The organism is Streptomyces changanensis (assembly GCF_024600715.1).
Classification (GTDB): Bacteria; Actinomycetota; Actinomycetes; order Streptomycetales; family Streptomycetaceae; genus Streptomyces; species Streptomyces changanensis.
Map to the genome: position 1 here is coordinate 802703 of NZ_CP102332.1, position 24130 is coordinate 826832.

The 24130-nt window shown below is 76.1% G+C and carries 19 protein-coding genes and 1 pseudogene; 7 read left to right on the top strand and 13 right to left on the bottom strand.

Annotation, left to right across the window (positions count from 1 at the left end):
* The first annotated feature begins 8 nt into the window (after positions 1-8).
* Positions 9-1526, top strand: a complete 1518-nt coding sequence (locus tag NRO40_RS03460) for a GNAT family N-acetyltransferase (RefSeq protein WP_079046908.1) — start codon at positions 9-11, stop codon at positions 1524-1526.
* Between the two features lie 365 nt (positions 1527-1891).
* Positions 1892-3583, top strand: coding sequence for a DUF885 domain-containing protein (locus NRO40_RS03465; protein WP_058941264.1), 1692 nt, complete (start codon positions 1892-1894; stop codon positions 3581-3583).
* A gap of 128 nt (positions 3584-3711) precedes the next feature.
* On the opposite strand, the gene NRO40_RS03470 is transcribed toward NRO40_RS03465, so the two are convergent.
* Positions 3712-4263 carry a rhodanese-like domain-containing protein gene (locus NRO40_RS03470; RefSeq protein WP_079046913.1) on the bottom strand — a complete coding sequence of 184 codons (552 nt, stop codon included), beginning with the start codon at positions 4261-4263 and terminating at the stop codon, positions 3712-3714.
* A 136-nt stretch (positions 4264-4399) separates the two neighbouring features.
* Here NRO40_RS03470 and NRO40_RS03475 point away from each other — a divergent pair, with 136 nt between their 5' ends.
* Complete coding sequence (locus tag NRO40_RS03475) at positions 4400-4846, top strand: Lrp/AsnC family transcriptional regulator (protein ID WP_058941263.1); 447 nt, start codon at positions 4400-4402, stop codon at positions 4844-4846.
* Here NRO40_RS03475 and NRO40_RS03480 read toward each other — a convergent pair.
* From NRO40_RS03480 to NRO40_RS03495, 4 genes are all read right to left on the bottom strand, one after another.
* On the bottom strand, positions 4836-8138 hold the full coding sequence (locus tag NRO40_RS03480; RefSeq protein ID WP_257375324.1) for an AAA family ATPase: 3303 nt from the start codon (positions 8136-8138) through the stop codon (positions 4836-4838). The two genes, NRO40_RS03475 and NRO40_RS03480, sit on opposite strands and share 11 nt — an antisense overlap.
* The gene (locus NRO40_RS03485) at positions 8135-9313 is read right to left on the bottom strand and encodes an exonuclease SbcCD subunit D (protein WP_058941301.1); all 1179 of its coding nucleotides are present in this window, start codon (positions 9311-9313) and stop codon (positions 8135-8137) included. Before NRO40_RS03485 ends, NRO40_RS03480 begins: the two co-directional genes overlap by 4 nt.
* Before the next feature lie 361 nt (positions 9314-9674).
* Positions 9675-10301: a YigZ family protein gene (locus NRO40_RS03490; RefSeq protein ID WP_058941262.1), complete on the bottom strand. Its 627-nt coding sequence runs from the start codon at positions 10299-10301 to the stop codon at positions 9675-9677.
* 21 nt (positions 10302-10322) lie between these two features.
* Positions 10323-10727 carry a hypothetical protein gene (locus NRO40_RS03495; protein WP_058941261.1) on the bottom strand — a complete coding sequence of 135 codons (405 nt, stop codon included), beginning with the start codon at positions 10725-10727 and terminating at the stop codon, positions 10323-10325.
* Positions 10728-10956: 229 nt separating this feature from the next.
* Between NRO40_RS03495 and NRO40_RS03500 the strand changes: the two genes are divergently transcribed.
* Complete coding sequence (locus tag NRO40_RS03500) at positions 10957-11370, top strand: CoA-binding protein (protein WP_058941260.1); 414 nt, start codon at positions 10957-10959, stop codon at positions 11368-11370.
* 192 nt (positions 11371-11562) lie between these two features.
* On the opposite strand, the gene NRO40_RS03505 is transcribed toward NRO40_RS03500, so the two are convergent.
* The 5 genes from NRO40_RS03505 to NRO40_RS03525 all read right to left on the bottom strand — a co-directional run bounded on the left by NRO40_RS03505 (position 11563) and on the right by NRO40_RS03525 (position 18345).
* Positions 11563-12762 (bottom strand): sugar ABC transporter permease, encoded by a 1200-nt coding sequence (locus NRO40_RS03505; RefSeq protein WP_058941259.1) that lies wholly within the window; start codon positions 12760-12762, stop codon positions 11563-11565.
* Positions 12759-13541 (bottom strand): ATP-binding cassette domain-containing protein, encoded by a 783-nt coding sequence (locus NRO40_RS03510; protein WP_058941258.1) that lies wholly within the window; start codon positions 13539-13541, stop codon positions 12759-12761. The genes NRO40_RS03505 and NRO40_RS03510 overlap by 4 nt, the downstream gene beginning before the upstream one ends.
* 25 nt (positions 13542-13566) lie before the next feature.
* The gene (locus NRO40_RS03515) at positions 13567-14709 is read right to left on the bottom strand and encodes a sugar ABC transporter substrate-binding protein (protein ID WP_408056972.1); all 1143 of its coding nucleotides are present in this window, start codon (positions 14707-14709) and stop codon (positions 13567-13569) included.
* A gap of 16 nt (positions 14710-14725) precedes the next feature.
* The gene (locus NRO40_RS03520; protein ID WP_408056973.1) at positions 14726-17380 is read right to left on the bottom strand and encodes a SpoIIE family protein phosphatase; all 2655 of its coding nucleotides are present in this window, start codon (positions 17378-17380) and stop codon (positions 14726-14728) included.
* Between the two features lie 221 nt (positions 17381-17601).
* Positions 17602-18345 carry an acyltransferase gene (locus NRO40_RS03525; RefSeq protein WP_058941298.1) on the bottom strand — a complete coding sequence of 248 codons (744 nt, stop codon included), beginning with the start codon at positions 18343-18345 and terminating at the stop codon, positions 17602-17604.
* Between the two features lie 179 nt (positions 18346-18524).
* Here NRO40_RS03525 and NRO40_RS03530 point away from each other — a divergent pair, with 179 nt between their 5' ends.
* The gene (locus tag NRO40_RS03530; RefSeq protein ID WP_058941257.1) at positions 18525-19061 is read left to right on the top strand and encodes a gamma carbonic anhydrase family protein; all 537 of its coding nucleotides are present in this window, start codon (positions 18525-18527) and stop codon (positions 19059-19061) included.
* A 35-nt stretch (positions 19062-19096) separates the two neighbouring features.
* Here the strand turns inward: NRO40_RS03530 and NRO40_RS03535 are convergent, their stop codons facing one another.
* Together NRO40_RS03535 and NRO40_RS03540 are read right to left on the bottom strand one after the other, a co-directional pair.
* Complete coding sequence (locus NRO40_RS03535) at positions 19097-19795, bottom strand: DedA family protein (RefSeq protein WP_058941256.1); 699 nt, start codon at positions 19793-19795, stop codon at positions 19097-19099.
* A 309-nt stretch (positions 19796-20104) separates the two neighbouring features.
* Positions 20105-20557, bottom strand: a complete 453-nt coding sequence (locus NRO40_RS03540) for a DUF4442 domain-containing protein (RefSeq protein ID WP_058941255.1) — start codon at positions 20555-20557, stop codon at positions 20105-20107.
* Between the two features lie 94 nt (positions 20558-20651).
* On the opposite strand from NRO40_RS03540, the gene NRO40_RS03545 reads away from it, so the two are divergent.
* Both NRO40_RS03545 and NRO40_RS03550 read left to right on the top strand, forming a co-directional pair.
* Positions 20652-21683, top strand: coding sequence for a hypothetical protein (locus NRO40_RS03545; RefSeq protein WP_058941254.1), 1032 nt, complete (start codon positions 20652-20654; stop codon positions 21681-21683).
* Positions 21684-21765: 82 nt separating this feature from the next.
* Positions 21766-23073, top strand: a pseudogene (locus NRO40_RS03550) (MFS transporter); the annotation flags it as partial.
* 190 nt (positions 23074-23263) lie between these two features.
* Here NRO40_RS03550 and NRO40_RS03555 read toward each other — a convergent pair.
* Complete coding sequence (locus tag NRO40_RS03555) at positions 23264-24109, bottom strand: spermidine synthase (RefSeq protein ID WP_058941253.1); 846 nt, start codon at positions 24107-24109, stop codon at positions 23264-23266.
* Positions 24110-24130: the final 21 nt, after the last annotated feature.

Here is a 24130-nt window from a genome sequence, read left to right on the forward strand (position 1 = left end):
GTGCTGCCATGACCGACACGACCCCCGCGACGACCGTCGCCCCCGCCCCCGCCCCCGCGCAGCGTACCCGCCGTCAGCACCACTGGCGGCGGGACCTCGTCGAGCTGGCCGCCCTCTTCACCGCCGTGGCGGTCGCGGACGCGATCGCGAACACCATCGCGCACGGTCCGGACGGGCCGTACCTGCTGATCGTCTCGGCGGTGGCCCTGGTGGCCACGGCCGCCTTCCACACGTGGTGGGCACGACGGCACAGCCATGCCCCTCCCACACCACCCACCACGACCGCCCCGTCCACCGCAGACGCAGCCACAGTCACGGCCACGGCCACCGGAACAGGGACCGTCCGCGGGACGGAGGAGACCGTCCTGTGGCGGATGCGGACCACCGTGCGCGACGAGCCCGGCAGCCTGGCCGTCCTGTGCGCCGCCCTCGCGGAGCTGCGGGTCGACATCCTCACCCTGCAGACCCACCCCCTGGCCGACGGCACGGTCGACGAGTTCCTGCTGCGCGCCCCCGAGCCCCTGCAGCCGGCCGAACTGACCCGGCGGGTCGCCGCGGCGGGCGGCGCGCACACCTGGGTCGAGCGGGCCGACGCCCACGACCTGGTCGACTCCCCCACCCGGGTCCTCAACCTCGCCACCCGCACCGCCCTGGACGCCGCCGAACTCCCCCTCGCACTGCGGCAGTTGCTGGGCCGTTGCGCCATCCGCTCCCACCCGGCCGTCTCCCCGACCGGCCGCCCCAGCGAGCGCACCGCACCGGTGGAGGGCGCGTTGGAACAGGGCGACACGATCATGCTGCTGCGCGACCCGTACGGCGGCGTGCTCACCGTCGAGCGCCCCTACCTGCCGTTCACGCCGAGCGAGTTCGCCCGCGCCCGCGCCCTCGTCGAGCTGGACGCGCGGCTCGGGCCGCGGGTGCCGCGCAGCCAGGACGTCCTGACGCTGCCCGAGGGCGGCGAGATCACCGTCCGCCGCGCCGACCAGGATGACCTGGAGGCCGCGCGCGCCATGCACGACCGCTGCTCCGAGCGCACCCTCGGGCTGCGGTACCACGGCCCCGTCGCCGACGCCGACCGCTACCTCGGCCACCTCCTCAGCCCGCGCTTCGGGCAGACGCTCGCCGTCCGGTCCGCGTCCGGCCGACTCGTCGCCCTGGGCCATCTGCTGTGGGACGGCGACGAGACCGAGGTCGCCCTGCTCGTCGAGGACGACTGGCAGCGCCGTGGCATCGGCTCCGAGCTCCTGCGCCGCCTGGTGGGCCTCGCCGTGGACGCCGGGTGCGACAGCGTGTACGCGGTCACCCAGTCGTCCAACACGGGCATGGTCGCCGCGATGCGCGCGCTGAACCTGCCGCTCGACTACCAGATCGAGGAAGGCACCCTGGTGATCACCGCCCGGCTGCGCGCCCCGCACGCCGAACGTCACAAGTCGGCCGGGGACCACGACCGGCGCGGCCCGTACGCCGAGGGGGCCGCCGAGCAGGGTCCCGCCGGTCAGAGCGCCCCGCACCGGCCCCGGCCCTGATTCCCGTCCTGCCGGAGAGACGTGATCCGGCCAAAGTCGGCCACCCCGCGAACCGGGCCGTACCTCCGCCCCACCCGGCCGGCGACCCGCCCGCCGCGTCCCTGGACGGCCGGGGCCGCACCCGCCCCGCCGGCTTGGCCTTCGGGCGGCGGGCAGGGTCCGGCCCGGCTCCGGCACAGGTCGCGCCGACCCCCGGCGCGCCCGGTCCCGGTGCCGCGCCGCGGCGGACGCGCCGACGCGCCTCGACCCCCCGGGGGTCCGGCGTGCCGCACCGCGCGACCGGGGTGCGCGACGGTCGCTCGTTTGTCAGCCGACTGTGATCGAACGAGGTGACGCGGGCGGCGGCCGCGTACCAGGATGGGGGCATGCCAGATACCCCCAGCAGCGCTCTTCCGCGACAGGTCGCGGACGCCTTCGTGGACGCCCTCGTCGCCCTCGACCCGGTCACCGGCACGTACCTGGGCGTGCGGGAGTGCTCCGCGCTCCTCCCCGACTTCTCCCCCGCCGGCCAGGAGGAACTGGCCGTCCTGGCCCGCGAGACGCTCACCCGGCTCGACGCGGCGGAGCTCCTGCCGGAGGCCGCAGGAGACGCCGAACGCCGCTGCGGGCGGCTCCTGCGGGAGCGCCTCACCGCCGAACTGGCCGTCCACGAGGCACAGGAGGGCCTGCGCACCGTCAGCAACCTCCGCTCCCCCGCGCACAGCGTGCGGATGGCGTTCACGGTGATGCCGACGGAGACGGACGAGGACTGGGCGGCCGTCGCGGAGCGGCTGCGCGCCGTACCGGCCGCGCTCGACGGGTACCGGGAGTCCCTCGCGCTGGGGCTGGACCGCGGGTTGCCGGGCGGGCCGCGCGCCACGGCCACGTTCGTGGACCAGCTGGGCAAGTGGGCCGGCAGCGCCGAGGGTGCCCGCGGCTGGTTCGAGGAGTTCGCCGCGGCCGGGCCGTCCGCGCTGCGCCGGGAACTGGACGTGGCGGCGCGCGGCGCCACCGCGGCGGTCGCCGGGCTGCGGGACTGGATGCGCGACGTGTACGCCCCCGCCGTGGCGGACGCGCCGGACACGGTGGGCCGCGAGCGGTACGCCCGATGGTCCCGGTACCACAACGGCACCGACTTCGACCTGGACGAGGCGTACGCCTACGGCTGGGACGAGTACCACCGCCTCCTCGGCGAGATGGAGAAGGAGGCCGCCAAGATCCTGCCGGGCGCCGGCCCGTGGGAGGCGCTGGCCCACCTCGACGAGCACGGGACGCACATCGAGGGCGTGGAGGAGACCCGGGTCTGGCTCCAGCGGCTCATGGACGAGGCGATCGACGCCCTCGACGGCACGCACTTCGAACTCGCCGAGCGGGTCCGGCGCGTCGAGTCGCGCATCGCGCCCCCGGGCAGCGCGGCGGCGCCGTACTACACGGGCCCGTCGGAGGACTTCTCCCGACCCGGCCGGACCTGGCTCCCCGTCAACGGCGAGACGCGCTTCCCCGTATACGACCTGGTCTCCACCTGGTACCACGAGGGCGTGCCGGGGCACCACCTCCAGCTGGCGCAGTGGGCGCACGTGGCGGACCGGCTCTCCCGCTACCAGGCGACGGTCGGCATGGTCAGCGCCAACGCGGAGGGCTGGGCGCTGTACGCGGAGCGGCTCATGGACGAGCTGGGCTTCCTCCCCGACCCGGAGCGGCGGCTCGGCTACCTCGACGCGCAGATGATGCGGGCGTGCCGGGTGATCGTCGACATCGGCATGCACCTCGGGCTGGACATCCCCGCGCACTCGCCGTACCGGCCCGGTGAGCGGTGGACGCCGGAGCTCGCGCAGGAGTTCTTCCAGCGGCACAGCAGCCGGTCGCCGGAGTTCGTCGAGAGCGAGATGGTCCGGTACCTGTCGATGCCGGCGCAGGCCATCGGCTACAAGCTGGGCGAGCGGGCCTGGCTGCTGGGCCGGGAGAACGCGCGCCGGGCCCACGGCGCGGCGTTCGACGCGAAGAAGTGGCACATGGCGGCGCTCTCCCAGGGCCCCCTCGGCCTGGACGACCTGGTGGACGAGCTGTCCCGACTCTGACGCCACGCCGACGGGGGCGGGCGGGGGGCCCGCCCACGGACCGGTCACGACCGGCCGCGTGCCGGACGCGCCCCGCCCGGTCCACCGCCCCGCCCGGTCCGCCGCCCACGGCCCGGGCGCGGGCGGGGTCAGCAGCCGCAGGCGTCCGCGCCGGCCGGTGCGGTGAGGGGGTCGGCCTCCCGGTGGCGCCGGCCCTCCCGGGTCTCGTACGGGAACCCCTCGCGGACCCAGTACTCGAAGCCGCCGAGCATCTCCTTGACCCGGAAGCCGCGTTCGGCGAGGGCGAGGGCGGCGCGGGTGGCGCCGTTGCAGCCGGGGCCCCAGCAGTAGGTGACCACCGGGACGGCCCGGTCGAGGAGCCGTTCGGCGTGCTCGGCGACGAGGGCCGTCGGGAGGTGGACGGCGCCGGGGACGTGCCCCTGCTCCCACGCCTCGGTGGAGCGCGAGTCGAGCACGACGAACCCGGGGTCACCGTCGGCGGCGAGGGCGGCGGCGACGTCGGAGACGTCCGTGTGGAAGGCCAGGCTCGCGGCGAAGTGGGCGGCCGCCGCGGCGGGGGCGGCGGGCGGCACGCGCAGCACCGGACTGACGGCCGGGGACGCGGTGGCGGACGGGGCGGCGGGGGACGCGGGGTCCTTGAGGTCCGTGGAGGTGGCCGTGGGGTCCGTGAAGGGGGTCATGGGGCCCGTGGAGGTGGCCGTGGGGTCCGTGGAGGGGGTCATGGCAAGGAATCTACGGTCGACGATCATTACGGTGAAGGGGCGATCCCCGGCCGAGCCCTTGAACCGCCGGGGAATCCCCTGCTATTCCTCGTCCATGACGGAACATTCACCGGACGCCACGGACTGGCGCATACTCCAGGCCCTCCAGGAGCAGGGACGGGCGAGCTTCGCGGAGCTGGCGCGGGCCGTGTCGATGTCGGCGAGCGCCGTGACCGAGCGGGTCCGCCGGATGGAGGAGGCCGGGATCATCGCCGGCTACACGGCGGTCGTGGACCACGAGCGGCTGGGTCTCCCCATCCTGGCCTTCGTCCGGTTGCGCTACCCGCACGGGAACTACAAGCCGTTCCACGACCTGCTGGCGACGACGCCGGAGGTCCTGGAGGCGCATCACGTCACGGGGGACGACTGCTTCGTGCTGAAGGTCGCGGCCCGCTCGATGGCGCACCTGGAGCAGGTGGCCGGCAAGGTCGGCGCCCTCGGCTCGGTGACGACGAGCGTCGTGTACTCGTCACCGCTGCGGCGCCGTCCCGTCAGCCGCTGAGGCCCGTCCCGGCCCGCAGCCTGACCCGGGAGCCGTCGCGGCCCTTGACGACCTCCAGTTGTGCGGGGACGCGGCGGCGCAGGTCGGGGACGTGGCTGACGATGCCGACGCTGCGGTCCCGTTCGCGCAGCGAATCGAGCACGTCCAGCACCTCGTCGAGGGTCTGTTCGTCGAGGCTGCCGAACCCCTCGTCGATGAAGAGGGTGTCGAGGCGGACGCCGCCCGCCTCGTCGGTGACGACGTCGGCGAGGCCGAGCGCGAGGGCCAGCGAAGCGAAGAACGTCTCCCCGCCGGAGAGCGTCGCCGTGTCGCGTTCGCTGCCCGTCCAGGCGTCGACGACGTGCAGTCCCAGGCCGGCGCGCCGGCCACCGGAGCGCGCGTCGGAGTGGACGAGCGTGTAGCGGCCCGACGACATGCGCTGGAGCCGTTCGGTCGCGGCGGCCGCGACCTGTTCGAGCCGGGCGGCGAGGACGTACGACTCCAGACGCATCCGCCGCTCGTTCTCGGCTGACGTGCCGGCGGTCAGCGCGGCGAGCCGGGCCACCCGGTCGTACTCGGTGCGCAGCGGACCCAGTCGGCGCAGCTCCTCCACCACACGGGCGGACAGCCGGTCCAGCTCGGCGCACCGTTCGCGGTGTGCCGCCAGGGTGGTGGCGGCGGTCCGGACGGCGCGCTCGGCGGCGTCGTGGGCGGCGAGGGCGGCGGGCACGTCGGGGGGCGGGCCCTCGGCTGCGGCGCGTGCGCCGTCCTCGGCGAGCCGGTCGGCCACTGCGGCGGCCTCGGCCTGCCAGGCGTCGACGCGGCGCTGGAGGTCGCGCTGCCGGGCGTCGTCGAGGAGGGCGTCCGCGGCGGCGCGCGGGGTGGCGAAGCCGGCCCGGTGGGCGGCGTCGGCGAGCCGCTCGTCCGCCTCCTCGAACCGCCTGGCGGCGGATTCGGCGGCGCGTACGGCGCCGGCGGCCGCGGCGAGGGCGGCGATGCGGCGCTCCAGCGCGGCCTGCCGCCGCGCGACGGTGTCGCGCCCGTCGCCGAGGATCCGGGCGAGCTCCGCCTCCAGGGCGGCCTGCTCCTGGTCGAGCGCTTCACGGCGTGACGCCCTGGCGGCGGCCCGCACCTCCGCCTGCCGGTGCTCGTCGAGGCGCCGCGCGTGCTCCCGCTCGGCCCGTTCGAGGGCTTCCCGGGCGGGGTGGGCGGCGGCGGCCAGCTCGTACGCCTCGGCGTGCCGCCGCTCCAGGTCGGCGACGAGCTCGGCCAGTTCGGCGGCGGTCGGCCCGGCGACGGCGAGGACGGCGACGGCGGACCCGCCCCCGGACCCGGACCCCGAAGCGGCCGCGGAGCCCGAAGCGACCCCGGACCCGGTCCCGGACGCGGCGGGCGCCGACGAGGACGCGGAGTCGGACCCGGTCCCGGACGCGCCGGGCGCCGAGGGTGGTGCGGCTGCGGCCGCTTCGGGTGGCCGGAGTGCTGCGGGTGCCGCGGTCGCCTCGGGGGACGCGGCGGGGCGGGGCACGGTGGCGCGGGCGGCCGGGTCCCCGGGGCCCTGTTCGGCGCCGTCCGGGTCCGCCGCCTCGGCCGCCGCGGCGGCCAGGGCCTCACCGAGGGCGGCCAGTTCGCGTTCGGCGGCGGCGCGGGATTCGGCGGCGCGGGTGTGCGCCTCGTAAGCCGCCGCCTCGGCCGCGCGGTCGACGTGGTCGGCGGTGGGCCGGGCGGGGCGCGGGTGGTCGGCGGAGCCGCAGACGGCGCAGGGAGCGCCGTCCGCGAGGTGCGCGGCGAGTTCCGCGGCGATGCCCCGCAGGCGGCGTTCGCGCAGGTCGAGCCAGGTCTCGTGGGCCGTGTTGGCCCGGTCCCTGGCGGCGGTGAGGCCGGCTTGGACGGCTGCCGCCTCCCGGGCGAGGGCGTCGCGGCGGCGGGCGGCGGCCAGTCGACGGCGGGCCGGTGCGAGCCGCCCGGCGAGGTGCTCGGCGCGGGTGGCGGCCTCGCGGGCGGCGTCGACGCGGTCGGCAAGGGCGCGGCGGGTCGCGTCCCAGTCGGCCAGCCAGGCGGCGGCGTCGTGGAGGGTCTCGTCGTCGGCCCGCGCCTGCCGGTCGAGGTCGGCGCGTTCGCGGGTGAGGAGCGTGACCCGCTCCTCGGCGCGGCGGGCGGCGTCGAGGCCGCCGAGCTCCTGGCGGTGTGCCTGTTCGAGGGCGGTCAGCCGGTCGGCGTCCGCCCCGGCCAGGTCGGCGGGGAGGGCGACCAGGGCCCGCGCGTGCGCGGCGTCGGCCTCGTCGTGGTCGCGCCGGGCGGCGTCGCGCAGGGCGAGCGGTCCGGCGACGCGCTCGGCCCGGCGCGCCTCGTCGAGCCGGGCCCGCCAGGCGTCCCGCTCGGGCCGGCGCGCGTCGAGCTCGGCGGCGCGGCGGCGGGCGTCCTCGTACCGGGCGCGGCGGGCGGCGCGGTCCCGGCAGGCGTCGAGGGCCAGACGGGTGGCGGCCTGCCGGGACTCGGCGGCGGTGAGCGCGAGGTCGGCGGCGTCGAGCGCCTCCCGGGCGCCCGAGCGGGCGACCGCGGCCCAGCCGAGGACGGCCTCGGCGAGTCCGGGCTCCCCGGGCGCGCCGGCCGGCGCGGGCCAGTCGCCCGCGGCGTCCCCCGCGGCCTGCGCCATCCGGTGGGCCAGGGCGAGCAGCCGCTGGTCGCCGTCGCGCACCCGCTGTTCGGCGGCGCGGCGCAGATCGGCGAGGCGCTCCTCGACGGCGGCGAAGCGGCGGGTGTCGAAGAGGCGGCCGAGGAGCTTGCCGCGGGCTTCGGCGTCGGCGCGCAGGAAGCGGGAGAAGTCGCCCTGGGGCAGCAGGACGACCTGGCAGAACTGGTCGCGGCTCATGCCGATGAGCTGGGCGACCTCCTCACCGATCTCCTGGTGCGAGCGGCTGAGGCCGGTCCAGGTGCCGGTCGCGGGGTCGTACTCGCGCAGCCAGGACTGCGCCTTCTCGGTGGTGAAGCCGGTACCGCGCTTCTTGGGGCGGGGCTGGGCGGGCCGGCGGGTGATCTCCAGCCGGCGGCCGGCGACGGTGAGGTCGAGGAGCACCTCGGTGGCGGTGCCGGGCGCGGCGTGGTCGCTGCGCAGCGTGGCGCCGGGGGCCTGCCGGGCGCCGGGCACGGAGCCGTACAGGGCGAAGCAGACGGCGTCGAGGACGGAGGTCTTCCCCGCGCCGGTCGGGCCGTGGAGGAGGAACAGGCCGGCGGCGGAGAGGGCGTCGAAGTCGACTTCCTGCGCGGTGCCGAAGGGGCCGAAGCCGGTGACGCGGAGCCGGTGGAGCCTCATCCGTCCACCTCGCGTTCGCGCACGGACGCGTCGGCGCGGACGTCGGCGAAGGCGCCGTGCAGCGCCGCGCGCTCGTGCGCGTCGGGTGCGGCGCCGCCGCGGACGTGGGCCACGAAGTCCTCCGCGATCTGCTGGTCGGTGCGCCCGCGCAGCCGCAGGGCGTACGAGGGCGGTCCGCCGTCGCCCTCGGTGCGCTCGGGGTCGAAGACGAGGCTGAGCGTGTGGGGGAAGCGTTCGGCGAGCCGCGCCATGGGGTCGGCGGGGCGGGCGGGGTCGGTGAGGGTGGCCTCGACCCACGCGTCCTCGTGCCGGGCGAGCGCCGGGTCGGCGAGGAGGTCGTCGAGCCGTCCGCGGAGGCGGGCGAGGGGGCGCGGTACGGGGCAGTCGATCCGCTCGGCGGTGACGCCGCCGTCGGGGGCGAGGTCGACGAGCCAGGTGGTCTTGCGGTGCCGCCACTCGGAGAAGGAGTACGCGAGGGGCGAGCCGGAGTAGCGGACGCGGTCGGTGAGGGCCTGCGCGCCGTGCAGGTGGCCCAGGGCGACGTAGTCGACGCCGTCGAAGACCTCCGCCGGGACGGCGGCGACGCCGCCGACGGTGATGTCGCGTTCGCTGTCGCTGGCCTCGCCGCCGGCGACGAAGGCGTGGGCGAGGACGACGGAGCGGGTGCCGGCGGGGCGGCCGGCGAGGTCGGCGCGGACGCGGTCCATGGCGGCGGCGAGGACGGCGCGGTGAGTCGTGGCGGCCGCGCCGAGCGGGTCGCGGGCCAGGGCCGGTTCGAGGTAGGGCAGCCCGTAGCAGGCGACGTCGCCGTGGGGCGGGTCGGGCAGCAGGACGGGCGTACCGATGCCGGCGGGGTCGGTGCGCAGGTGGATGCCGGCGCGTCGGATGAGACCGGAGGCGACGCCGAGGCGGCGGGCCGAGTCGTGGTTGCCGGAGATCATCACGGTGGGGACGCCGGCGTCCGCGAGCCGGTGCAGGGCGGTGTCGAAGAGTTCGACGGCGGCGAGCGGCGGTACGGCGCGGTCGTAGACGTCGCCTGCCACGAGGACCGCGTCCACGGCGTGCTCGCGGACCGTGGCGAGCAGGTGGTCGAGGAAGGCGGCCTGGGCGTCGAGGAGGCTGACGCGGTGGAAGGACCGGCCGAGGTGCCAGTCCGAGGTGTGCAGAAGTCTCACGGTGCCGCTCCGCCCCCATCCGTCCCACTCGTCCGCCACCCGGGCCGGTAGGCAAGTCTGCCATCCGCCGGGGGTGGCTCCGGCCGTCGGCCTCCGGACCTCGGCGCCGCCCCGGCCACCGCCTCCGGCCGGGGACGCCGTGGCAGGGCCCCGGGGAACGACCGCGGCGGCGGGACCCGGCCGGGGCCCTGAGTGGCCGAGCGGTGGAGGCGTGGTGCGGCGTGGGCGGTACGGGTCGGGGAGCGGTGGAGGCGTGGGGCGGCGTGGGCGGTACGGGTCGGGGAGCGGTGCAGGCTTGGGGCGGCGTGGGCGGTACGGGTCCGGGAGCGGTGCAGGCGTGGGAGCGGGGGGCCGGTCGGGGTCAGTCCGCGCCGTACGCCTCGCCGCCGAGCTCCAGGACGGCGGTGCCGGCCGTCGCGTCGGCCAGCCAGCCACGGAAGGCGTCGACGTCCGCGTCCGGCAGGCCGACCTCGATGCGGACGGCGTCGGCGTACCGGACGTCGCGGACGGCCCGGCCGGCGGCCCGCAGGTCGTTCTGGAGCTTGCCGGCGCGCTGGTGGTCGACGGTGACCGTGGCGAGCCGGTAGCGGCGGCGCGTGACGGTGCCGAGCTCGTCGAGCGCCTCACCGACGACCCCGCCGTAGGCGCGGATCAGCCCGCCGGCGCCGAGCTTCACACCGCCGTAGTACCGGGTGACGACGGCGACGGCGTACCGGACGTCGCGCCGCAGGAGCATCTGGAGCATCGGCGCGCCGGCGGTGCCGCCGGGCTCGCCGTCGTCACTGGCCCGCTGGACGGCGGCGTCGGCGCCGATGACGTACGCGAAGCAGTTGTGGGTGGCGGTGGGGTGCTCCCGGCGGACGCGGGCGACGAACTCCTGCGCCTCGCGCTCGGTCGCGGCGGGGGCGAGCGCGCAGAGGAAGCGCGACCGGTTGATCTCGGTCTCGTGCACGCCCTCGCGGGCCACCGTGCGGTACTGCTCCTGCATCCCGCCACCCTACGGGGTGGTTCACCGGCCGCTGGGGGTGGCGTCCTCCGCCAGGCGCCGCCACGCCTCGTCCCACTGGACCGGCAGGGCGTCGGTGGTCGTCTCCCAGTAGGTGAAGGCGGAGTCCCGGGTCGTGGAGCGCAGCTCCTTCATGATCGTCCCGTGAGGTTCGGCGCGGGCGTAGGCGTACAGGGCGTCGCGGTCCTGCCAGGCGGAGAGCGTGTAGAAGGTCCGCCGCAGCGGCCGGGCGACGAGCGAGGCCCCGTAGGCGCCGGGGGCGGTGGCGAGCTGGCGCCAGGCGGCGAACGACCGGAGGAGGAAGCGCGGCACGTCCGTCAGGGAGCGCACCTCGAAGCGCGAGGCCATGACGTAGGCCGGGGCGTTCGACGGCGGGGTGGTGGGGGCGGTCCAGGGGATCGTGGGCATGGCGGGACTCCTCGGCCAGCAGCGAACGGATAGCGACACTACCTACAATCAGATAGTTACACTATCCGAGCGTTGAGGGAAGACTTTCCTCCTCCCGGCCCTCCCGTCGCCGCCGGCGCCACCGGAGGTCCGGCACGGCGGACGCCGTCGGGGAATGGCGGGCGGCGCGGCGCGGTTGCCCGCTACGAAGCGGCCCCGGCAGGGGGCCAGGACAGGTGGGAGAACGCACGTGTACGGCGACACGGAGACCATCCGCAGGATCCTCACCGAGACCGGCGACACCTGGGCCGTCGTCGGCCTGTCCGGCAACCGGTCCCGCGCGGCGTACGGCGTGGCCGCCGTGCTCCAGCGCTTCGGCAAGCGGATCGTGCCGGTGCATCCCAAGGCCGAGGCCGTGCACGGCGAGAAGGGGTACGCGACCCTGGCCGACATCCCCTTCCCGGTGGACGTCGTGGACGTCTTCGTCCACAGCGCCCTGGCCGGGGCCATCGCGGACGAGGCGGTGGCGAAGGGGGCCCGGGCGGTCTGGTTCCAGCTCGGCGTCGTGGACGAGGAGGCGTGGGAACGCACGCGCGCCGCCGGCCTGGACATGGTGATGGACCGCTGCCCCGCGATCGAGATCCCCGCGCTCGGCCTGGTCTGACCTCCGCCGCCGCATCCCCGGCCTCCGGCCGGGGCACACCCCGGCGCGGACCCAGTCCGGGGCCGGCCCGACCCGGCGCGGTCCCGACCGGGGGCGGGGCCCGACCCCGCACGGTCCCACCGAGCCGCGCACACCCCGGCACGGGCCCAACCCGGCACGCGAACCCGCGGGCCCACCCCTGCCGCGCCCCCGTCAGGCCCTGCCGTGCTCCCGGCGGGTGCGCCGCGTCACGCTGTCCAGGACCACCGCCGCCAGCAGCACGCAGCCGGTCACCATGAACTGGACGGCCGCCTGGATGCCCAGCAGGGACATCCCGGAGGCGATCGACTGGATGACGAGCATGCCGAGCAGGGCGGACCAGGTCGTGCCGCGCCCCCCGAAGAGGCTCGTGCCGCCGATGACGGCCGCGGCGATGGCGTTCATCAGCAGCAGCCCCGACCCTGACGTCTGGCTGACCGAGGTGATGCGCGACGCGAGGAACAGCCCGCCGACCGCGGCCATCGTCCCCGACAGCACGAAGACCGACACCCGCACGCGCACCACGTCGATGCCGGCACGGCGGGCCGGCTCGATCCCGCCGCCGAGCGCGTAGACGCTCCGCCCGTACCGGGTGCGGCGCAGGACGAGGTCGAGGCCCCCGACGACGGCCAGGAAGGCGAGCAGCGCCAGCGGCAGCCCCTGGAAGCGGTTGAGGACGTGCGCGGCGGCGAACGCCACGAGCGCGACCGCGCCGGTCCGTACGGCGACCTCCGTGAGCCGCCGGTGCGGCAGGCCCGCGGCCCGGCGCCGGCGGCGGTCCCCGTAGTGGACGAGGAAGCAGACGAGGGTGCCGAACGCCGCCAGCGAGTAGGCCGCGGCCACGTCGTGGAAGTAGAAGCCGGTCAGCTCGGCGACGAGTCCTCCCTCGTCGAGGTTGACCGTGCCCCTGGTGCCGAGGACGTACAGCATCAGGCCGTTCCAGCCGAGCAGCCCCGCGAGGGTGACCACGAACGCCGGCGCGCCCGCCCGGGCGACGAACGAACCGTGGACCGAGCCGGCCAGGGCCCCGCCGGCCACGGCGACCAGGACGGCGAGCCACTCCGGCACGCCGCGCTCCACGTTGAGCACGGCGAACACGGCGGCGGCCAGTCCGCTGACGGAGCCGACGGACAGGTCGATCTCGCCGATCAGCAGGACGAAGACCACCCCGACGGCGATCATCCCGGTGCCGACGATGTCGACGCTGAGGTTGGACAGGTTCCGCGGGGACAGGAAGTTGGAGTTGAGGATCTGGAAGACCGTCCAGATCACGACGACGCCGGCGACGACCGGAAGCGCCCCGAGCTCGCCGCCGCTCAGCCGCCGGGCGAGGGCGCCGCCGCCGCTCCTGAGGACCCGCCGGAGCGCGTTCACCGCTCCCCCCGGCGCGCGTGGGGCGGACGGCGGCCCGCGCCGTGGAGGGTGGTGACACCGGTGACGGCCGAGATGATCTGCTCCTGCGCGGTGGTGCCCACGTCGAAGAACCCGTTGTTCCGGCCGAGGTGCAGTACGGCGACGCGGTCGGCGACGGCCTTGATGTCACCCAGGTTCTGGCTGATCAGCAGCACGCCCGTGCCCCGGTCGCGCAGCGACTCGACGAGGTCGAGGAAGCGGCTGGTCTGCTGGACGCCGAGGGCCGCGGTCGGCTCGTCGAGGAGGAGCAGCCGCGGTTCGCCGACGAGCGCGCGGGAGATCGCGACGGTCTGCCGTTCGCCGCCGGAGAGGGCGGCCACGGGCGCCCTCAGGTCCGGTTCGTGGATGGCGAGCGACCCCAGCAGGTCCCGGGTGCGCCGCTCCATCCCGACCTCGTCGAGGAGACCGACCCGGCACGGCTCGCGGCCGAGGAACAGGTTGGCGACCACGTCGAGGTTGTCGCACAGCGCGAGGTCCTGGTAGACGGTCGCGATGCCGAGGGCGTGGGCGTCGTCGGGGCGTTTCATCCGGACGGGGCGGCCCTCCCACTCGACGGTGCCAGCGTCGGCGGGGCCGACCCCGGCGATGACCTTGACGAGGGTGGACTTGCCGGCGCCGTTGTCGCCCATGAGGGCGACGACCTCACCGGCCCTGACCTCCAGCTCCACGTCGTCGAGGGCCTGGACGGCGCCGAAGCGCTTGCAGATCCCGCGCAGCGACAGCAGGGGCGGGACCGACACGGCGAACCACCTCCTCTCCGCCCGATTACACGGTGAGTCCGGCCTTCGCGCACGCCGAGGCGTACTCCGGGGTGCAGATCCGGGCGACGGTGTACATGCCGTCCCGGACGACCGTGTCCCCGATCGTGGCGGCCGTGACGGGTACCGGGGTGAGCAGCACGGCCGGTACGCGCCGCCCGGTGCCGTCGCCTGCCACGTGCGGGGCGACGGCGTCCAGCGGGTCGCCGCGGCCGAGCGCGACGGCCATCGCGGCGGCGGCCTCGGCCTGCGGCCCGAACGGCTTGTACACCGTCATGTACTGCTCTCCCACCAGGATCCGCCGGATGGCGGAGAGGTCGGCGTCCTGCCCGGTCACCGGCGGGAGCGGCCTGATGAAGTTGGCCTTCATCGAGGCGATGGCCCCGCCGGCGAGTCCGTCGTTGGCGGCGTACACGCCGTCGATGTTCCCCGCGCCGAGCGCGGCGACGGCGCCGGTCATGTCGGTGTGGGCGATCTCCGGGCGCCACCGGTCCGTGTCGTACGACTTGCCGATCCGCACCTTGCCGCGCAGGACGTCCAGTGCGCCGCGCTCCAGCGCGGCCGCGTTCGGGTCGGCGGGGTCGCCGTTCACCATGACGATCTGTCCGCCGTCCGCGGCGGGACCCATGGCGGTGAGGAGGGCTTTCCCCTGGATCCTGCCGATCTGGCGGCCGTCGAAGGAGACGTAGCCGGAGACGGGGCCTTCCGCGAGCCGGTCGTAGCTGACGACGGGGACGCCCGCCCGGTCCGCCTTGCGTACCGAGGAGCTGAGGGCGCGGGCGTCGACGGGGTCGAGGACGAGGACGTCGACCCCCTTGGTGATCATCGATTCGACCTGGGCTTTCTGGGTCGCCACGCCGCCCTGGGCGTTGGCGTACTCCACGGCGCACCCGGGGCACAGCTGGAGGACCTTCGCCTCGAACAGCGGCCGGTCGAACGTCTCCCACCGCGCGGTGTGCGTGTCGGGCAACAGGAGGCCGATCCTGGGCGTGAACTCCGTCTCGGGGCGCGGCCCGCCGTCCAGGTACGCCTGGTCGGCCGTACCGCAGGCGGCGAGGGCCACCGCGAGCGACAGCGCCGCGGCGACGGCGGGCCGGCGGCGGCCGCGCCGGCGACGCCGCCGCCGCCACAGGGGGACCACGGGAAGCACGGGGACCACCTCCTCCTCACGGACCGCCCGGCGGGGCGGCACCTGCGCCCGCGTCCACGGGCCCGGGCGCGGGGTCGACGACGAACTCGCTCCACACCTGCTTGCCGCCGCTGACCGGCACCGAGCCCCAGGTCGCCGACATGGCCTCGACCAGCAGCAGCCCCCGTCCCCCGGTGGACTCCCAGTCGGCGACGACCGGTTTGGCGGGGGCCCGCGGCGAGGCGTCGGTCACGGCGATCCGCATCCGGTCGCCCGCGAGCGTGAGGTCGAGCCGGACGGGGCCCTGGGTGTGGATCAGTGCGTTGGTGACCAGTTCGGAGACGACGAGCAGGGCGGCGTCGGCCTCCTCGGCCACCCCCCAGCCTCGCAGGGTGCGGGCGGTGAAGCGGCGGGCGTGCATGACGGCGTCCGGCAGCCGCCACACGGTCCACCCGGCCCGGATGGGCCGGACGCTCGTCCCGTCGTAGCGCAGGAGGAGCAGCGCCACGTCGTCGTCGCGGCGGGAGCCGTCGCCGAGGAGCCCGTCGGCCATGCGCCCGGCGTCGGACGGGTCGGCCGCCGCCAGCAGCCCGCGCATCCGGCGCATGCCGTCCTCCAGGTGGAGGGCGGCGGACTCGACGAGCCCGTCCGTGAGGAGGGCGAGGACCGTGCCGGGGACGAGCCCGGCGGCGGTGATCGGGTAGTCGGCGTCGGCGAGGATGCCGAGCGGGAGGCCGCCCTCGGTGTCGATCTCCTCCGTGGCGCCGTCCGGGTGGCGCAGCAGCGGGGCGAGGTGCCCGGCGCGGACGATCCAGGCGTCGCCCTCCTCCATGTCGAGCTCGACGTAGCAGCAGGTGGCGAAGAGGTCGGTCTCCATGCCGACGAGGAGCCGGTTGGCGTGGGAGACGACGACGTCCGGCGGATGGCCCTCCACCGCGTACGCCCGGATGGCCGTGCGGATCTGGCCCATGATGGTGGCCGCCCCGGCGCTGTGGCCCTGGACGTCCCCGATGACGAGCCCGACGCGGCTGTCGGACAGGGGGATGACGTCGTACCAGTCGCCGCCCACCTCCAGGCCGACCATGGCGGGCAGGTAGCGGGCCACGGCGACGCCGCCGGCGAGGGCGGGGAGCCGGCGGGGCAGCAGGCTGCGCTGGAGGGTCGTGGCGAGTTCGTGCTGGGCGTCGAAGGCGTGGGCGCGCCGGAGGGCCTGGCCGACCAGTCCGGCGGTCGCGGTGAGCAGGGACCGCTCCTCGGCGCCGAACTCGTGCGGCGTGTCCCAGCCGGCGAGGCACGCACCGATGACACGGCCCTCGGCCGGCAGCGGCAGGAGGGCCAGCCCGCCGGGTCCGACGCCCTCCAGCGCCGGTTCGAGCTCCGCGCCCGCCGGGCAGAGGCCGACCCGGACCTCGCGGAGCGCGGTGGCGAGGGTGGGCAGCGCGCGCAGCGGGGTGTCGGGCCATTCGGAGCGCCACTCGGAGCGCCAGATGTCCGGCCAGGCGGCGGGATCGGGCGGGTCGAGGACGGTGACGACGAGCCGGTCGGCCTCCAGTCCGGCGACGGCGACGCGGTCGGCTCCGACGAGCGGGTCGCGCAGCGCCTCGACGACGGCGAGGGCGACGTCGCGGGCGGTCATCGTGGCGGCGAGGGCGGCCGACAGCCGCTGGACGAGTGCGACCTCGTCGGTCTCCGGGCGCAGCGAGGACGCGTCGACGACGACGCCGAGGACCCGCTCGGGCCGTCCCGCCGGGTCCTCCAGCACCCGGCAGCGCAGCCGCAGCCAGCGCAGTTCGCCGGTGGGCCGGCGGACCCGGAACTCCAGCTCGCGGCTGGCCGGGGCGCCCTTGCCGGGCTCGACGAGGGACATGAGGGTGGGCAGGTCGTCGGGGACGGCGTGGGCGAGGAGCGTCTCGACGCGGCCGTCGAACTCCCCGGGGTCGATGTCGACCAGCTCCAGCATCGACGGGTCCGCGGTGATGCGGCCGGTGTGGAGGGCGAGGGTGAACGAGCCGAGCGGTCCGGTGGTGAGGGCGTGGTCGGGCAGCAGGCCGCCGTGGACCCGCCCTCCTTCCGCCACCGGGACCGCGCCCGGCCGGCCCGCGGCGCCGATCCCCCCCGGCGCGGCGCCGGGCGCCGCCGCGCCGGGGGTGGCCGTCATACCGGGGCCGACCGCCGCGCCGGGGGCGGCGCCCGCCTCGATCCGGGCGGCGACCTGTTCGGCGTACAGCTCCAGGAAGGCGCGCCGGTCGGTGTCGAAGCCCTCGCCGGTACCGTCGACCACGACCAGGCAGCCGAGGCGTCGGTCGTCCGCGCCGATCGGGAGCACGCCCAGCGAGGCGTCGGCGGCGACCGTCCCCGGGACGGCCGCGCGGCGCTCCGCCGGCTCGTCCGGGCCGAGCCACAGGGCGCGGCCGCCGCGGTACGCGTCGGCCACGGCCGACCGCCCGGACACGGCGTAGCCGGCGGGCCACTCCGGCGGCACGCCCGACTCCCCCACCGGTCCGACGAGCCGCAGCTCCCTGCCGCCCCGGCTCGGCGCGTACACCGCCGCCAGTCTCGCCCCGGCGAACATCAGCGCCCGCCCGGCGGCCGGGGGCGCGCCACCGGGCGGCCAGGCGGCACCGGGGGCGCCGCCCGCGGGGTCCGCCCGCAGTCCCGGAGCCCCAGCCGCGCCGCCACCCTCGCTGGACACTTCGCCATCCACCTCACCCTCCATACTGGGCGCCCTCGCAGGAGGGCGGCCAGTCAGGCGGTCCGCCGGGGTGGCGACGGGCCCCTGGCGGGAGGGGCGCCGCACCGGCAGTGCGTCAGCGGGGTGGCGACGGGTGCGCCAGCGGGGTGACGGCGGGCAGGCGTCGCGTCAGCGGGCTGGCGGCCGGCGCGTGGCGGGCGGGCGCCGCGCCGGCGGGCGCGTCAGCGGCCTTCCCAGTGGGCCAGTGCCGCGAGCTGCGCCGCTGTGACGTGGTCCGGAATCGGTACCGGCGGCGGCGTGCGCAGCGGGGGCTGCCACCCGGTGTCGGCGTCCCAGCGGCGTACGACGCGGGCCGGCGCCCCGGCGACCACGGCGTGGTCCGGCACCTCGCCCCGCACGACGGCCCCGGCGGCGACGACGACGTTCCGGCCGAGGCGCGCGCCCGGCAGGACCACCGCCCCCGTGCCGAGCCAGCAGCCGGGGCCGATCTCCACGGGGGCGGAGCGCGGCCACTGCCGGCCGATCGGCTCGTGCGGGTCGTCGTAGCTGTGGTTGGTCGAGGTGATGTAGACGTACGGTCCGCAGAAGGTGTCGCGGCCGATCGTCACGGGCGCGTCCGCCACCACGTGGCTGCCCCGCCCGAGGACCACGCCGTCGCCGAGGGTCACCACGGGGTCGGGGCCGAGGTCGAGGCCGGGCAGCATGCCGGCGCTGAGGGTCACCTGCTCGCCGATGATGCAGCACTCGCCCAGCTCGATCCACGCCTCGCCGAAGACCGCGCCCTGGGGGAAGGCCAGCTTCGTGCCGGCGCCGATGCGCCGGAAGCGCAGGGGACCCGGCCGTTCGGCCGTCACCGCGCCGGTCTGCTGCACCCAGCGCCAGCCCCGGTGCACCGCGGCCGACAGCGCCCGGCGGCGCCAGGCGGCGAGCGACGCGAACGAGAACGTGTTTCTGCTGCTGGGCACCCGGCCACGGTAGTGCGCCCGATCGGCGCCGGTCACAGCGCGGCGCTGTGATGTTCGCCCCACCGTCCGGCCCGGCCCGGCCGTCGCCTACGGTTCCCTCGGGCACGACGGGAGGACGGGGCGCGACACCGCCGCCCGTCCGACGCACGAGAGCGCACGCGAGCGCACGAGGAGCCGAGATGACGCGAGGACCGCTGATCACCGCCGTGGGCGGCAGGGAGCCGGAGGTGGACGGCACGGCCTTCGCCGCGCCGACCTCCGTGGTGGTGGGCGAGGTGACGATGGGACCGGGGTCGAGCGTCTGGTACCACGCCGTGCTCCGCGCGGACATGGGTCCGATCGTCCTGGGCGCGGACAGCAACATCCAGGACAACTGCACCGTCCACGTCGACCCGGGCTTTCCGGTGACGGTCGGCGAACGGGTCTCCGTCGGCCACAACGCCGTCCTGCACGGGTGCACCGTCGAGGACGACGTCCTGGTCGGCATGGGCGCGACCGTGCTGAACGGCGCGCACATCGGGGCCGGTTCGCTCATCGCGGCGCAGGCGCTGGTCCCGCAGGGCATGCGGGTCCCGCCCGGCTCGCTCGTCGCGGGCGTCCCCGCGAAGGTGCGGCGGCAGCTGACCGACGAGGAGCGGGAGGGCATCCGGGTGAACGCCGCGATGTACCTGGAGCTGGCGCGGGCGCACCGCGAGGCGCACGCCGCGGGGGCCTGACCGGTACCCCCGCGGCGGCGCCGGCGCCGTCCCCGTCAGTCGGCCGCGGCCGTGGCCGCGACCGCGGCGGGGACGGGGTCCTGGTGCGGCCGCCCGGCGGCCGCGGCGTCGCGCTCGGCCTCGGACCTGGCGGCGGCCTTCTTCGCGCGGCTGCGCAGGACGAGCATCGAGGTGAGGCCCACGGCGACCGCGAGGACGAGGCCGAGCCACGAGAAGCGCTTCAGCCACGCCTCGGCGACGACGCCCACGGAGTAGACGACCGCGGTCGTGCCGCCGGCCCACAGGATGCCGCCGAAGACGTTCGCGACGAGGAACTTCCAGTACGGCATGCGCAGCACGCCGGCCAGCGGCCCGGCGAAGATCCGCAGCAGCGCCACGAACCGGCCGAAGAAGACGGCCCACATGCCCCACTTCTCGAAGGACCGCTCGGCCATCGCGATGTTGGTCTCGCTGAAGTGCCGGGGGAACTTGCCGCCCAGCCACGCCAGCAGCGGCCTGCCGCCCTTGCGGCCGATGGCGTACCCGATCGAGTCCCCGATGATCGCGCCGGCCGTGGCGCAGGCGCCCAGGACGTACGGGTCGATCTCCCCGTGCTGGGACGCGAGCAGCGCCGAACTGACGAGGACGATCTCGCCCGGCAGCGGGATCCCGAGGCTCTCCAGCCCGATCACCACACCCACCAGGATGTAGATGCTGACCGCGGGGACGGTCTCGAGCCACTCCTGGACGTGCAACGCCGGTTCCTCCGTATCGACAGGTGACCCCTGGGGGCAGGCAGCCTACCGGGTCACGGGGGCGGCTCCCGGACGCGTGGGCGGGCCGCTGGTCACGGGGGGAGACGCCGGGAGGGACCGCCCGGTTGCCCGCCTCGACGGACGGGCGCGGCGGCCGGGTGCGCGAGGCGCGGCGGCCGGGTCGGCGAGGCGCGGCGGCCGGCTATGGCGCCGCCCCCGTACCCGGGGGCGGGTGCGGGGGCGGGGCGGTGCGATCCGTCGCGGGCCGGCGGGCGGCACGGGCCGCGCCTGCGGTGCGGGCGGTGTCGCTCAGGACTGCGGACGCAGCGTCCAGGTGATGGTCATCTCGCCCGTGACCGCGCCGTCCTCACGCGTGATCGCGATGTGTACGGGGAACTCGGGGCGCTGCCCCGCGTCGAGTTCGGCGATGACCTCGTCGCGGGTGCGGCCCAGCGTGGCGGTGGCGGTGACCACGCCCATGGCGAGCTTCTTGTAGCCGATCTCCGCGTTGACGGCGAGCGGGACGGCCCGCCCCATCTGGTCCCCGAAGGCGCCGATGACGATGGCGCCGCTGGCCGACTCGCCGAGCGTGAACATGGCGCCGGCGTGCGGGCCCCCGACGTGGTTGTGGAAGTCCCGCTGGTCGGGGAGGCGCAGCACGGCGCGATCGGCGGTCGCCTCGACGACCTCCAGGTTCAGGGTCTTGGCCATGGGAACCGTGGCCAGCAGCATCTCGCCGATGTTCGGCAGCGTCTCGGACATGCCCCGAAGTTACCAGGCAGTAGCTTGACGGGGAAGCCTTCCGCACGGGGCCGGGCATGGCACCCCGCACCCCTCCCCTCTATGGTTACAGCCCATGTGGCCAGGACAGCAGCCGCCCGGGGGCGAGCAGAACCCGCAGGACCCGAACACACCCCATCCCTATCAGCAGCCGGGATACCCACAGCCGAACCCGTACCAGCAGCCGGGGTACCAGCAGCAGGGGTACCCGCAGCACAACCCGTACCAGCAGCCCACCGTGCCGCAGTACGCGGTGCCCGGGCAGCCTCCGGGCCCGCCGGTGCCGTCGAACGACGACAAGAAGAAGACGACGCTCGTCGCGATCGGTGCCGCCCTCGTGGTCCTGGCCGCCGCCGGCGTGACGGGGTACCTGGTCCTCGGCGGCGAGGAGAAGGAGCCCGCCGCCACGGCCGGTTCGTCGCCGTCCCAGAGCGCCTCGGCCCCCTCGGCCCCGGTGCAGCAGCCGGCGCAGTCGCCCTCCGGCAACCCGCGTGACGGCTCGTTGGCCCTCCAGCCGACCGTCCCGGGGTGGAAGGTCGTCCACAACCCCAAGCGCGGCACGCTCTTCGACATACCCGCCGACTGGGAGGTGCTCGGCTCGGGCGTCGCCACCGGCTTCGAGGACGAGAAGGCGGGCGACGGCTCCCCCGTCGTCACCATGTCGGCGCCGGGCCGCTACAAGAGCGAGTGGTGCACCTTCGACGACGACAAGGACGGCTCCCCGGACAAGTGGAGCCTCGCCTCCGCGGGCACGAAGGGCGGCCAGGGCGCGAAGAACACCGCCGAGGCGGCGTACAACGAGGCGGGCAGCTGGGTCTGGGCGGGATACGCGCAGACCGAGCCCAAGGGCACCGTGAAGATCACCAAGGCGGTGCCCTACACCTCGAAGTCCGGCGTGAGCGGCCACGTCGCCACGGCGAAGGCCCTCGGCACCAAGCACGAGAACAAGTGCGACACGGACGGCAAGGCCATCGCGTTCTCCTTCAAGAACGCCAAGGGCGACTTCGTCTCCTGGGTCCTGTACGGGAACACCGGCATTCCGGACGAGGTGCCGGAGGCCACGATCCAGAAGATCCTCAGCACGGTCCGGCTGGCCGAGGGCTCCTGAGCCCGGGCCCGCTCCCTCCCTCCGCGGATCTGACGGGTAATCCGTTTGGCGGCGCGGGGTTCCACCGGGGATAGTCCGGGATGTGAGAACCCCCGCCGCCGCCCTCCGCCCGCGACGACGCCGCCCGGAGTGGGCGGGACGCAACTACGTCCTGCTCACCGGCGCCGCGGTCATCACGTCCCTGGGCAGCCACGGCGCCCTGATCGCGGCGGCGTTCGCGGTGCTGGAGTCCGGCGGCGACACCGGCGACGTCGGTCTGGTCGCCGCCGCGCGCACCCTGCCGCTCGTCCTCTTCCTGTTGGTGGGCGGGGCGGTCGCCGACCGGCTGCCGCGCCACCGCGTGATGGTCGCCGCGAACAGCCTCAACTGCGTCTCGCAGGGGCTCTTCGCCGTCCTCGTGCTCACCGGCCGGGCGGACCTGTGGCACATGATGGTGCTGTCCGCCCTGGGCGGCACCGGCCAGGCGTTCTTCAACCCCGCCGCCGAGGGCATGCTGATGTCCAGCGTCAGCGGGGAGCAGGTGAGCCGGGCCTTCGCCCTCTTCCGCATGTCCATGAACGGCGCCGCGATCGGCGGAGCGGCGCTCGGCGGCGCCATGATCGCCGCGATCGGCCCCGGCTGGGTCCTCGCCGTCGACGCCGCGGCGTTCGCCGCCGCCGGTGCGCTGCGCGCCTTCCTGGACGTGTCGCACATACCCGAGCGGGCAGCCGGCGGCGGGCTGCTCGCCGATCTGCGCGAGGGCTGGAAGGAGGTCGCCGGCCGCCCCTGGCTGTGGGCGATCGTCGCCCAGTTCGCGATCGTGGTCGCCGTCATCGGCGCGGCGGAGTCCGTGTACGGGCCGCTCGTCGCCCGGGACTCGCTGGGCGGCGCGCGGCCCTGGGGCCTGGCGCTCGCCGCGTTCGGCGTGGGCACGCTCGCCGGCGCGGTGCTGATGATGCGTTGGAAGCCGCGCCGGATGCTGCTCGTCGGCACGTTGTGCGTGTTCCCGCTCGCGCTGCCCTCGGCGGCGCTCGCCGTGCCGCTGCCGGTCGCCGGCCTCGCGGCGGTGATGTTCGTGTCCGGGGTGACCGTCGAGGCCTTCGGCGTGGCCTGGATGACCGCGCTGCACCAGGAGATCCCGGAGGACAAGCTGTCGCGGGTCTCCGCCTACGACTGGTTCGGCTCGACCGCGATGCTGCCGGTGTCGACCGCCCTGGCCGGGCCGGTCGCTGACACGTTCGGCCGGTCGCGGGCCCTGTGGGGGTGCGCGGTGCTGATCGTGGTCGTGACGGCGCTGGTGCTGCTCGTCCCGGACGTGCGCAACCTGACGCGCCGCGACCCGGAAGCCGCGGGCCGCCCGGGGGTCCCTTCGCCGGGCCTGCCGGGCGCGGCGGCGGACAAGGCCGCCGGAGCGGTCGCCATGGCGGACGCCCCCGCCACCGGGACACCGACCGCGGGAGCCGCCACGGGCACCGGACCGGCCACCGTGGCGGACACCGCCGGCGGTTCGGGTACGCAAAGGCGGCCGGAGCCGGCTCGGCCCTCGACCACCGGGGCCGACACCGCCACCGGGCGGGCGCCGGGCGCCTGACCGTGTTCGGTCAGCCGATGCCGAAGGCTCCGCCCGGCGGCTCCGGCGACGCCACCGCGTCCGCGTCGCCCACCACCCGCGCGTCCCCCACCAGCCGGGCCAGCGCCTCGCCGTGCTCCACCCGCGCCGGGAAGGCGTCGGCGGCCGCCCGGCGGGTCAGCCGGGCCGTGTCGAGCGGCGCGTGCGAGGCCACCAGGACCGCGTTGCCGAACCGCCGCCCGCGCAGCACGGCCGGCTCGGCGACGAGCGCGAGCTCGCCGAAGAGGGCCGCGAACGTGGCGAGCTGGGAGCGCAGGAAGGCGAACGGCGCCCCGTCGGCGAGGTTCGCGACGTAGCAGCCGCCCGGCCGCAGCACCCGCTCGACCTCCCGCGCGTACTCGACGGAGGTCAGGTGCGCGGGGACGCGCGAGCCACCGAACACGTCGCCGACGACGATGTCCGCCGAGTCCGCGGGCGCCGCCGCGAGCCACTCCCGCGCGTCCGCTCCGTGCACGGTGATGCCGGCGCCCTCCGGGACGGGCAGGTGCTCCTCCACCAGCGCCAGCAGCCCCCGGTCCGCCTCGACGACGTCCTGCCGCGAGCCGGGCCGCGTCACCGCGACGTACCGGGGCAGGGTGAGGGCGCCTCCCCCCAGGTGCACGACGTCGAGGGGGGCGCCCTCGTGGGCCGCGGCGTCCACGACGTGGGCGAGCCGGCGAGCGTACTCGAACTCCAGATGCGTGGGGTCGTCGAGGTCGACGTACGACTGGGGCGCGCCGTCGACGGTCAGCAGCCACGCCCGCTCCCGGTCGATGTCCGGCATCAGCTTGGCGGTGCCGCCGTCGACGGCGCGCAGGACGGGGAGGGGCTCGGTCACCGTCCCATTCTCCCAGCCGCG

Bases quoted from the DNA above. Each gene is read 5' to 3' on its own strand.
- NRO40_RS03495 (WP_058941261.1), bottom strand. From the start codon at position 10,727: ATGCCCACGATCCCCTGGACCGCCCCCACCACCCCGCCGTCGAACGCC.
- NRO40_RS03490 (WP_058941262.1), bottom strand. From the start codon at position 10,301: ATGCAGGAGCAGTACCGCACGGTGGCCCGCGAGGGCGTGCACGAGACC.
- NRO40_RS03465 (WP_058941264.1), top strand. From the start codon at position 1,892: ATGCCAGATACCCCCAGCAGCGCTCTTCCGCGACAGGTCGCGGACGCC.
- NRO40_RS03480 (WP_257375324.1), bottom strand. From the start codon at position 8,138: ATGAGGCTCCACCGGCTCCGCGTCACCGGCTTCGGCCCCTTCGGCACC.
- NRO40_RS03530 (WP_058941257.1), top strand. From the start codon at position 18,525: ATGACGCGAGGACCGCTGATCACCGCCGTGGGCGGCAGGGAGCCGGAG.
- NRO40_RS03470 (WP_079046913.1), bottom strand. From the start codon at position 4,263: ATGACCCCCTTCACGGACCCCACGGCCACCTCCACGGACCTCAAGGAC.
- NRO40_RS03460 (WP_079046908.1), top strand. From the start codon at position 9: ATGACCGACACGACCCCCGCGACGACCGTCGCCCCCGCCCCCGCCCCC.
- NRO40_RS03540 (WP_058941255.1), bottom strand. From the start codon at position 20,557: ATGTCCGAGACGCTGCCGAACATCGGCGAGATGCTGCTGGCCACGGTT.
- NRO40_RS03475 (WP_058941263.1), top strand. From the start codon at position 4,400: ATGACGGAACATTCACCGGACGCCACGGACTGGCGCATACTCCAGGCC.
- NRO40_RS03545 (WP_058941254.1), top strand. From the start codon at position 20,652: ATGTGGCCAGGACAGCAGCCGCCCGGGGGCGAGCAGAACCCGCAGGAC.